Origin of the sequence: Deinococcus frigens DSM 12807 (assembly GCF_000701425.1) — a bacterium.
Taxonomy (GTDB): domain Bacteria; phylum Deinococcota; class Deinococci; order Deinococcales; family Deinococcaceae; genus Deinococcus; species Deinococcus frigens.
Genome location: NZ_JNIW01000089.1, coordinates 1 through 9,128, shown reverse-complemented (window position 1 = coordinate 9,128; position 9,128 = coordinate 1). Strand labels below are relative to the sequence as shown.

The following is a 9,128-nucleotide window of genomic DNA, read 5'->3' as shown; positions in this document are numbered from 1 at the left end:
GCCAAACAGCACGCTGGACTGACCACTTGTCAGCTCCGGTCTACGGTGGCACTGGAGAACCACTGGAATGCCTCATTCTTTGCGCTGAGCCTGGGACGGGCAGAGGTTTTGCTGGAGGCCAACGGCCTCCAGCAACGTCCCGCCACTTCACGAGTGTTTTCCTATGAGGACATCAAACGACGGGCTTACAACCGACTCCTGGCCTGGCGAATTTTGAGCAATCTGGGTCTTCAGTCGCGATTTACTGAATTAGAAAAACACCCGTCTAGGCCGCTGGATTTGGGGGTTAAGGCAGCCTGAATCCGGCTAAAAGTGTCCGAACCATTGATCAGGCGGGCCGATGCGCCGCGAACAGCACCCGCGTGAAGCCGTAGAACACGCGCCCACCGGGGAACGCTGCCGTCAAGCGCTCCAGATACGCCGCCCGGAAACGCCGTCCGTCCTCCTCGCCCAGCCGGGAGAGGTAGGGCACCAGCGCCGTGCCGCGCGTCCAGTCCAGCAGGCCCGCCGCACCGTTCAGGACCACTGGATAGACCTTGCTGATGGCGGTGATCTCCGCTGCTCCCAGCGCGTCCAGCGTCTCGGCATAGGCGGCGGGCGTCAGCACGGGCGATGAGCCGTGTGCCGGGCCGAAGCGTGTATAGCCGCCCAGTTCAGTGCGAAACCCGTCCGCCGTTTCCGAGAGCAGGCGATGCGAGGCGTGATCGTGGTTGGCGGGAACCTGCACGGCCAGCACGCCGCCGGGCCGCAGATGCTTCCACAGGCGGGCCAGCAATGCCGGATGATCAGGCAGCCATTGCAGGGCCGCGTTGGAATAGATCAGATCGAAGTCGCCCTCCAGCTCAAGAATGTCGCTTGCCGCAAATCGCAGGTTGGGGGCGTTGTGTTCACGCGCCCGCGCCAGCATCTCCGCGCTGCTGTCCAGGCCCAGAACCCGCGCTGCCGCAAAGCGTGCGGCCAGTTGCGCGGTCTGCTCGCCGGTGCCGCAGCCCAGATCGACGATCTCGCAAAAGGGCCTGTCCGGGATCATCGCCTGGAGATCGCGTGCGGGGGCGCTGCGGGCGGCCCTGAACTGGTGGTACTGATCCGGATTCCAAGTCATGCGCCAAGCATAAATCACCCCACGCAGATGTGTCCGTACTCCAGTGGTAACAGCGGGTCAAGGGCTGGCCTTTCTTCCCACGACCAACGTTCCAAATCCGTGCGCCCGATGCTCTACACTCCGCAGTGATGCTGGCAATCATTGGCGCGATGGACGAGGAAATCGAGTTGTTGCTGGGGGACTTGCAGGGGCGGCAGGACCTGTCCTATCCCGGCGCGACGCTGCACCGGGGCCAGTTGGACGGCGTGAGTGTGCTGCTCACGCGCGGCGGCATCGGCAAGGTGAATGCGGCGCTGACCACCGCGCACCTGCTGGCGGCGGGGGCGACGCGCATCATCTTTACCGGCGTGGCGGGCGGCGTTCACCCCGACCTGCGGGTGGGCGACATCGTGATCAGCACCGACTGCGTGCAGCACGACGTGGACGTGACCGCGCTGGGCTACGAACTGGGCACCGTGCCGGGAGAAGCGCCTGCCTGGGCCGCCGACGAGCTGCTGCGGGCCATGGCCGTGGAGGCCGCGAACGAGGTTCCGGGGGTGCGCGTGACCCAGGGCCGCGTCGCCAGCGGCGATCAGTTCATCGCTTCGTCGGAGGGGGTCCGGCGGCTCCAGACCACCTTCGACGCCGCCTGCGCCGAGATGGAGGGCGCGGCGGTGGCCCAGGTCTGCGCCAAGGCGGGCGTGCCCTTCGTGGTAATCCGCAGCGTCAGCGACACGGCGGACGGCAGCGCCGGGGTGGATTACCGCGAGTTCATGCCGCAGGTGGCCCGCCACGCCAAGGCCGTGGTGCGCGGCATGCTGGCGCGGCTGACGGCTGGAGACGATGACGGCACCTGAACCATCCACAACGGCCCGCCTTCCCGTCCCGGTCCGGTTCGTGCTGGGGCTGGGCGTCCTGGTGGGCTTTGCCGCCGGCGGACAGGCGCTGGTCACGGTGTCGGGGCTGCCGCTGCCGGGTTCGGTGGTGGGACTGGCGCTGCTGTGGGCCGCGCTGGGGCTGAAGATCGTGCGCCTGCACTGGATCGCGGACGCCGCCGACGGGCTGCTGGGCATTTTGGGGCTGCTGTTCGTCCCAGCCACGGTGGGTTTTATCGGCTACCTGTCCGCCGGGGCCGCGTGGGGGCTGTGGCTGCTGGTGATGACGGCGGGCCTGCTGCTGGGCGGCGGCGTGGCCGGAGTGCTGGCCTCGCGCCTGGCACGGCCAGAGCAGCGCGGGCCAGAGGTTTAGGGTGGCCTGGATCGCCCTGACCTTAATCGCCTTCGCGCTGGGGGTGGTCCTGCAAACGCGGGTCCGCTCGCCGCTCGCCAATCCCACATTGATCGCCACGCTGATCGTCGCCGGAGTGCTGCTGGTGGGCGGCGTCTCGCACGCGGATTATCTGGACCGGGTCAGGCCGCTGACCGCGCTGCTGGCCCCGGCCATCGTGGCGCTGGCGGTGCCGCTGTACCGGCTGCGGGCGCTGCTCTCCAGGCAATGGCGCTCGCTGGTCATCGGCGGCCTGAGCGGCACGCTGGTGGGCGTGGGGACCGACGTATTTTTCTCGCGCATGCTGAACCTGAGCGACCAGGCGCAGCGCTCGCTGCTGACCGCGCCCGCCACCAGTCCGGTGGCCCTGCAACTGGCGCAGTTCACGGGCGCGCCGTCCGCGCTGGCCGCCACGCTGGCGGTGCTGTCGGGACTGGTGGGCGCGCTGATCCTGCCCGGATTCCTGACCCTGCTCGGCGTGAAGCATCCGCTGGCGCGCGGGCTGGCCATCGGGGCGGTCGCCCACGGCGTCGGCACCGCCCGCGCCCGCGAGGAAGGGGAGCTGACCGGGGCGGCCAGCTCGATTGGCATGGGGCTGGCGGCGCTGCTCGTGACGCTGGTGGTGGCGGGGGTCAGTCGGGGCTAGGGGCCGGACGCTGCCCGGCAAAGCACGACTCGAAGTGATCGAGGACCGTCGGTGCACCGTCCGCCACAGCATTGGCGAGGGTCACGGCGTCGCCTGCCCGCACCCCGCCTTCCCGGATGACGCGGGCGTACATGCCAGGTCTGCGGGCCTCGCGGAAGCGCCTCACAAAGCCCGGATCGCCCATGCGCTCGGCCAGGGTCACGCAGGGCACGCGGGCAAAGGTGACCTCCAGCAGCACGCCGCCCACCCCAAACCGCTGGCCCAGCCGTACAGGCGCGGAGTCCAGGTCCGAGAACAGCAGGTTTTCCCCGAAGGTTCCCGGCTCCAGCGTTCGGCCCAGTTCGGCGCACCAGAAGGCGTAATCCGGCGCGGTGTAGATGTACACGGCCTGATCGGGGCCGCCGTGGTTTTCCGTGTCCAGGATGTGATCGCCGCTCAGGCCCAGCCGCCCGATGGACACCGCACCGTTCACCGGCTGCTTGTGAATGCCGGTCCAGCCGGACTTGCTCCGCACGGCGTGCGGCTGGCCCACGCAAACGCTCAGCAGGTTCATGAGGGGGAGTATGGCAAATCGCGCGGCTCACCACAGGAGGGAAAGCACCAGGACACAAACCGTCCGGGTGCTTTCCCTCCGGGCGACTACCTGACGGGAGCGCCCTGCCGCCGTTCTTCCGGCCCCGGTAGAGCGGCACCGGGCCTTTCCATGACGCCGAAGCGCGGCAGAATCCAGCGGTCCAGGCCCCACCAGCCGGCCACGCGCCAGCCCAGCACCAGCCAGGTGGCCAGGATGAACAGCAGCGGATTGCTGCTGAGCGTGCCAGCCAGCAGGAAATTGGCATTCAGGAAGCCGCCGAAAAAGGCCGCGATCCCGGTGAACAGGCCCAGGATCAGGGCAACGCCCACCAGCAGTTCGCCGTAAGCAACCATGTACGAGAACGCCGCCGCGTTGGGCAGGGCCAGATTTTCCACGAACCAGCCGTACCAGCCCGCCACGTCCTGGTGATCGCCGCCGGTCTTGGCGAGCGCGCCGTTCAGAAAGCCAGTCACGGCTGTTCCGGCCTTCTCGCCCACCCAGACTCCGGCGGGATGGGTTATCTTGCCCCAGCCCGCGCTGAGCCACTCGTAACCCACATACAGGCGCAGCAAAAGCCACAGCGGGGCCAGACGCGGATCGGCGAACAGCAGGCGGGAAATGGCGGGTTCCTTGAGGGTGGCCGGGGTTGGGGCACTGGGCAGGGTGGTCATGGGTGAGCCTCCAGAGCACAGAGGGGGATGCCGAATTGATCATCGTCTCTGCTGCGTACCCAGCCTCTTCCTGCTGCATTACCACGGTATTACGGCCAGGGGAGGCTGGCACGAGTTGACTCCCTACGCCCCAGCCCCGATGCTATGAGGCCCCATGGCCCGCACCGTCAACCCCATTCAGGACCGCGCCCGGCGCTCAGCGCTGGAAAAAGCGGCGTATCTGGCGCTGTACGAGCGCGGCTACGCCGGGGTGACGCTGGCGGACATCGCCGGGCACGCCGGGGTCAGCCGGGGGACGCTGGTGTACCACTTCGGCAGCCGGGCCGGGCTGCTCTCGGCGGTGATGCGGCGCTTCACGCGCACCATCACGGTGGCCACACGCCGGGCACTGAGACAGGCCGGGGCGCCCGACGCCAAGCTGCGCGCCTTCGTGGACAACCAGTTCTACGGCGTGCAGAACACCCGGCGCTTTTACACCGTGTCGCTGGATTTCCTGGCGGCGGCCACCCGCGACCCGGAGCTGATGGCCGTGCAGCGCGATTTTTTACGGCAGACGCTGGAGCTGGACCTGGAACTGGCGCGGCTGGCTGGAGAGGAGGGCGCGCAGACCCGGGCGCGGCAACTGCGGGCGCTGGTAGAGGGCCTGAGCGTGCGCTTTCTGGCTGATCCCGAGCCTGATCTGGCCGCCTACCGCGCTGATTGCCTGGCCGGGTTAAGGGCGATTCTGGCCTGGGAGTAGGCAATCTGGCCGACGCCCCGCAACTCCCTGAGGCTCAAGATGGCGCATGACCGAAAACTTGGCCGCCTACCGTTCCCGCGCCGCGCGGGCGCTGGTGCTGCTCCACGACAAGAAAATGCGCGAGTTTCTGGGGGTGTGGCAGCGGGCCAGGGCGTCGAACGTCCACCTCCCCGCCACACCCGACAAACACTATCAATCGCTGGAGCATTTGCTTTGGCATGTTCTCAATTCATCGGGGCAGTACATGGTCAGGATGTGCGCGCATCTGGGGCTGCCGGACCCGCAGTTGGAACCCGTCCCCAGCATTGAAAACGTGGAGGCGCGGGCCGAAGCCTATCTAGAGCACCTGCTCGCGTGGTGGCGCGTGCCCCTAGCCGGGGTGACCAACGCGGACATGCAACCCGAAATCTATACGCCAGGGATGCACTACTGGATCGACGCCATGCTGGAACACGCGGTCATGCATCCTGTGCGCCACACCTTTCAGCTCCGGGAATTAATGACGGCGCAGAGCTAGAACCGCTCAGGCATTTGCCAGGGCCAGTGCCTGGAGCGCCGCCGCGATCTGCCGTGCGCCTTCCAGCAGGCGGGGACCGGGGCGGCCCAGGCCGCTCTCGGGAACGGCGATCACCGGAATGCCCAGGCCGCGCGCCTCGATCACCTCCGGCCGCAGTTTCTTCGCGCCGCACCACGAACACACGATCAGGTCCGGCTGGCAGTCTCGCACCTCGTCCAGCGTCAGGGGCGCGCTGCGTCCAGGGCGCGTGGCCAGGGCGTTGACCGCTCCCATGCCTGCCAGCAGTTCCGTGACCCACGACTCGCGGGTGGCGGCGATGATCGGGCGGGGCCACCACTCCACCAGCACGCGCGGCGGACGGGGATACCTGGCACGCAGGCGGGCGAGGTCCGCCTCCAGTTGCGCGGCCACCTCTTGCCCGCGTGCCTGGAGTCCGATGGTTGTGCCGATCAGGCGGATGTCGTCCAGCGTGTCGGCCACTGTCACCGGATCGAGGATCAGGGTGGGCAGGCCACGCGCATGCAGGCCGTCCACCACGCGTTCCATGCCCGGCACGCTGAGGCTGGCGAGGACCAGACCGGGGCGCGCGTCGGCCACCGCGTCCAGGTCGATGTCCAGATCGGGGCCGACCCGGCGGGCGGCCTCCAATCCAGGCGCGTCGCTGTGCGAGTCGGCGGCCACCACCCACCCTGCGGCCCCCAGCGCGGCCAGAATGTCCGAATTGCTGGACACCAGCGAGACCAGCCGGAGCGGATGAGACGACAGAGATACCATGCTGGACAGTGTAGCGGTGCGGGGGCACAGGGCGGGTCCGTCACGCACCCTCCAGCATTGTATTCTCGGCGCAATTCGCCGTGTCCAGCGCGGTCAAAAGCCCCCTGACCGTGTGGTAACCTCTGGGCCATGAAGAACACGTTCGCCGTCACCATGACGCTGCTGCTGGCCCTGACGCTGGCTGGATCGTTCACCGGATACCGGATGGCCACCACACCGCACGAGGAACAGACAGAAGAAAAGGCCCGCGTTCCGTCCGAGGCCGCGCCAAGCGCCAACGTGGCCGCCACCGGCGCGGCAGGCGCACCCGGCGCTCAGGGCGACGTGAAACAGGACGCGGCGGGCGGCACCGCCAGCGGCTCCGAGGGCGCAGTGGCCAGGCCCGGCGGAGAGATGAGCGGCGAGGGCGCGCCCAGCGGCGACACCGACGCGGCGCTGGCCGGGACCCCCACCGATCCCGACACCAAGAGCAACGAGCAGGCCGCCACCGGCGCGCCGCCCGCCGCGACTGCCGTGGCCGCCGAGACCCAGGGCGACCCATCGGCGGGCCAGGAGCTGTATGTCAGCAACTGCTCGGGCTGCCACGGCGCGGACGGCGGCGGCGGCATCGGCGCGAACCTCAAACTCCCCAACGGTCCCAAATCGTGGACGCAAGAGCAGTTCCACACCGTGCTGCGCCAGGGCAAACTGCCCGACGGCACCGAGCTGAACGCCACCATGCCGCGCTTTGCCGACAGCCAGCTCACCGATTCGGACATCGCCAACATCTTCGCCTACGTCAAGACCTTCTGAATCTCGGGTGAACTCACGGCCTGCCCGCGCGGCAGGCTTTTTCTATGCCCAGGTTGGCAGAGGTTGAGACTGGCTCAATATCACGGCGGACCCGCCGGGAACCCTCTCACGCGGATGCGCGTAGTTTACGGGTATGGCCCCCATCAATATTCCCTTTCTGAACAAGGACTCTGACCTGCCCGGCGGCATGACCCACCCCACCTGGATCGTGCTGGACGTCACTGGCCCCTACCCAGAGCGCAACCCTGGCAACCCGATTGCCGCGCTGCTCAGCCGCACCGAGACGCTGGAGGCGCTGGAGGCGCGGCTGGAAAAGCTGGCGGACGCCGACTGGCTGCACGGTGTACTGGTGAAGATCAGCGAGTTTACGGCCTCGCCTGCCGCCGCGCACGCCATCCGGGGCATGCTGGGCCGCCTGGCGCAGCACAAGCGGGTGGTGGCCTATCTGCCGCAACTGACCATGACCGCTTTAATCGCCGCCAGCGGCGCAAAGGAAATCGCCGCCCCTGAATCGGCGGACGTGCTGCTGGGCGGCTTCGGTCTGGAGCAAACATACCTGGGCGAGTTCCTCAAGAAGCACGGCATCGAGTTCGAGAACCTGCGCATCCGTGAATACAAGGCCGCCCTGACCCGCTTCTCGCAGGACCACATGGACGACGCCAACCGCGAACAGCTCCAGGCGTACATCGACGGTCTGGAAGCGGCCTGGGCCGACGATCTGGCGGCGGCGCGCGCCGTGGACCGGGAGGTGGCCGTGACCTGGCTGACGGGCGATCTGACCAGCGCGCAGGGAGCGCTGGAGGCGGGCCTGATCACCAAAGTGGCCTACGAGGATGAACTCGTCGGCCCCGGCACCCGTCCACTGGCGGCGGTCATCGACTTGCTAATGCCGCGCAAATTCGGCAGCCCCAAGGCGGGCAAGGTGGCGGTGGTTCCGGTGATCGGGACGATTGTCACGGGCAAGAGCCGCAACAACGCGCTGCCCCTGCCGCTGCTGGGCGGCCCGATGGCCGGTTCGGACACGGTGGTGGCGGCCCTTAAGCGGGCCAAGGAGGACAAGGACACCCGCGCCATCGTGCTGTATGTCAACAGCGGCGGCGGCAGCGCCCTGGCCTCGGACCTGATGTGGCGCGAGGTATCCACGTCTGAGAAGCCGGTGGTGGTGGTTATGGGCGAGTACGCGGCCAGCGGCGGGTATTACGTCGCCACGCACGCCAGACACATCGTCGCCTCGCCGTACACCCTGACCGGCAGCATCGGCGTGGTGAGCGGTAAGCCGATCTTGCAGGGATTCAACGCGCGCCAGGGCCTGAAGCCCGAGCGGGTGGGCCGGGACCGCGCGCTGATGTACAGCCCCAGCCGCCCCTACAGCGACGAGGAACGCCAGCACGTCGAGCGCGGCATCCTGGAAGTCTATGACCGCTTCACCTCGCGCGTGGCCGAGGGCCGCAAGATGACCAAGGAGCAGGTCAACGAGATCGGGCGCGGGCGCATCTGGAGCGGCAAGGACGGCCTGGAACGCGGTCTGGTGGACGAGCTGGGCGACCTGCGGACCGGCATCGAGCGCGCCTGCGAACTGGCCGGGCTGCCCTACGATGCGCCGGTGTATACCGCCACCCCCAGGAACGCCGGACCCCTCCCCGAATTCGTGCAGGAGGCGGGCCGCGCCGCGCAGGTGGGCGTCTGGCCCTTTGGCCGCGAGCGGGTGCTGACGTGGTTCGATCAGGAAGTCAGGGTGCGCTGAGCGCTGGCACCTGACGGCCTGACACAAAGTATGAGAAAGCGTCCCCGGTAGGGGACACTTTCTGTCTGTGACAACCGAAAATGCTACCGGGGACGCGCCCCGACTCTATCAAGCCGTCTTCGCCCACCTCCAGAGTGGATTGTGGAATGACGTCCGCAACGCCCACACGCTGGCTTGGATGGTCACGGGCCTGCTGCTCTCCCAGCGTAGTTCCATCCCCGCCTGGCTCCCTTACATTCACTCCCGTGCCACGTTCGCCCAGAGCACCGAACGCCGAGTTCGTCGGTGGCTGGAGAATCCAGCCATAGACCCCACCAGCATTTA

11 protein-coding genes and 2 pseudogenes are annotated in these 9,128 nt (G+C 68.0%); 9 read left to right on the top strand and 4 right to left on the bottom strand.

Annotated elements, in window-relative coordinates; genetic code table 11:
• Positions 1-300, top strand: a pseudogene (locus Q322_RS24690) (IS4 family transposase); the annotation flags it as partial.
• A gap of 28 nt (positions 301-328) precedes the next feature.
• Here the strand turns inward: Q322_RS24690 and Q322_RS0118585 are convergent.
• Complete coding sequence (locus Q322_RS0118585) at positions 329-1,102, bottom strand: methyltransferase domain-containing protein (RefSeq protein ID WP_029479367.1); 774 nt, start codon at positions 1,100-1,102, stop codon at positions 329-331.
• A 128-nt stretch (positions 1,103-1,230) separates the two neighbouring features.
• Here Q322_RS0118585 and Q322_RS0118580 point away from each other — a divergent pair, with 128 nt between their 5' ends.
• From Q322_RS0118580 to Q322_RS0118570, 3 genes are read left to right on the top strand one after another with little or no spacing between them, the layout of a single operon-like run.
• A complete protein-coding gene (locus Q322_RS0118580; RefSeq protein ID WP_029479366.1) occupies positions 1,231-1,938 on the top strand; it encodes a 5'-methylthioadenosine/adenosylhomocysteine nucleosidase in 708 nt (235 codons plus the stop codon).
• Positions 1,925-2,329, top strand: a complete 405-nt coding sequence (locus tag Q322_RS0118575; RefSeq protein WP_029479365.1) for a CidA/LrgA family protein — start codon at positions 1,925-1,927, stop codon at positions 2,327-2,329. The genes Q322_RS0118580 and Q322_RS0118575 overlap by 14 nt, the downstream gene beginning before the upstream one ends.
• A 1-nt stretch (position 2,330) precedes the next feature.
• The gene (locus Q322_RS0118570) at positions 2,331-2,993 is read left to right on the top strand and encodes an LrgB family protein (protein WP_029479364.1); all 663 of its coding nucleotides are present in this window, start codon (positions 2,331-2,333) and stop codon (positions 2,991-2,993) included.
• On the opposite strand, the gene Q322_RS0118565 is transcribed toward Q322_RS0118570, so the two are convergent.
• Both Q322_RS0118565 and Q322_RS0118560 read right to left on the bottom strand, forming a co-directional pair.
• Complete coding sequence (locus Q322_RS0118565) at positions 2,980-3,546, bottom strand: MOSC domain-containing protein (protein ID WP_034419270.1); 567 nt, start codon at positions 3,544-3,546, stop codon at positions 2,980-2,982. The genes Q322_RS0118570 and Q322_RS0118565 overlap by 14 nt on opposite strands.
• 86 nt (positions 3,547-3,632) lie before the next feature.
• Positions 3,633-4,238, bottom strand: a complete 606-nt coding sequence (locus Q322_RS0118560) for a DoxX family protein (protein ID WP_051668757.1) — start codon at positions 4,236-4,238, stop codon at positions 3,633-3,635.
• A 154-nt stretch (positions 4,239-4,392) separates the two neighbouring features.
• Between Q322_RS0118560 and Q322_RS0118555 the strand changes: the two genes are divergently transcribed.
• The gene (locus Q322_RS0118555; protein ID WP_029479361.1) at positions 4,393-4,977 is read left to right on the top strand and encodes a TetR family transcriptional regulator C-terminal domain-containing protein; all 585 of its coding nucleotides are present in this window, start codon (positions 4,393-4,395) and stop codon (positions 4,975-4,977) included.
• Between the two features lie 46 nt (positions 4,978-5,023).
• The gene (locus tag Q322_RS0118550) at positions 5,024-5,494 is read left to right on the top strand and encodes a hypothetical protein (RefSeq protein ID WP_029479360.1); all 471 of its coding nucleotides are present in this window, start codon (positions 5,024-5,026) and stop codon (positions 5,492-5,494) included.
• 6 nt (positions 5,495-5,500) lie between these two features.
• Here Q322_RS0118550 and Q322_RS0118545 read toward each other — a convergent pair whose 3' ends face one another.
• Positions 5,501-6,268, bottom strand: coding sequence for a helical backbone metal receptor (locus tag Q322_RS0118545; protein ID WP_029479359.1), 768 nt, complete (start codon positions 6,266-6,268; stop codon positions 5,501-5,503).
• 129 nt (positions 6,269-6,397) lie between these two features.
• Here Q322_RS0118545 and Q322_RS23635 point away from each other — a divergent pair, with 129 nt between their 5' ends.
• The 3 genes and pseudogenes from Q322_RS23635 to Q322_RS0118525 all read left to right on the top strand — a co-directional run.
• Positions 6,398-7,060: a c-type cytochrome gene (locus tag Q322_RS23635; RefSeq protein ID WP_051668756.1), complete on the top strand. Its 663-nt coding sequence runs from the start codon at positions 6,398-6,400 to the stop codon at positions 7,058-7,060.
• 133 nt (positions 7,061-7,193) lie between these two features.
• Positions 7,194-8,804 (top strand): S49 family peptidase, encoded by a 1,611-nt coding sequence (locus tag Q322_RS0118530; RefSeq protein WP_029479357.1) that lies wholly within the window; start codon positions 7,194-7,196, stop codon positions 8,802-8,804.
• 67 nt (positions 8,805-8,871) lie between these two features.
• Positions 8,872-9,128, top strand: a pseudogene (locus tag Q322_RS0118525) (transposase); the annotation flags it as partial.

Coding starts and splice junctions, on each gene's coding strand:
- Q322_RS0118575 (WP_029479365.1), top strand. CDS start 1,925: ATGACGGCACCTGAACCATCCACAACGGCCCGCCTTCCCGTCCCGGTC.
- Q322_RS0118530 (WP_029479357.1), top strand. CDS start 7,194: ATGGCCCCCATCAATATTCCCTTTCTGAACAAGGACTCTGACCTGCCC.
- Q322_RS0118555 (WP_029479361.1), top strand. CDS start 4,393: ATGGCCCGCACCGTCAACCCCATTCAGGACCGCGCCCGGCGCTCAGCG.
- Q322_RS0118580 (WP_029479366.1), top strand. CDS start 1,231: ATGCTGGCAATCATTGGCGCGATGGACGAGGAAATCGAGTTGTTGCTG.
- Q322_RS0118560 (WP_051668757.1), bottom strand. CDS start 4,238: ATGACCACCCTGCCCAGTGCCCCAACCCCGGCCACCCTCAAGGAACCC.
- Q322_RS23635 (WP_051668756.1), top strand. CDS start 6,398: ATGAAGAACACGTTCGCCGTCACCATGACGCTGCTGCTGGCCCTGACG.
- Q322_RS0118565 (WP_034419270.1), bottom strand. CDS start 3,546: ATGAACCTGCTGAGCGTTTGCGTGGGCCAGCCGCACGCCGTGCGGAGC.
- Q322_RS0118545 (WP_029479359.1), bottom strand. CDS start 6,268: ATGGTATCTCTGTCGTCTCATCCGCTCCGGCTGGTCTCGCTGGTGTCC.
- Q322_RS0118550 (WP_029479360.1), top strand. CDS start 5,024: ATGACCGAAAACTTGGCCGCCTACCGTTCCCGCGCCGCGCGGGCGCTG.
- Q322_RS0118585 (WP_029479367.1), bottom strand. CDS start 1,102: ATGACTTGGAATCCGGATCAGTACCACCAGTTCAGGGCCGCCCGCAGC.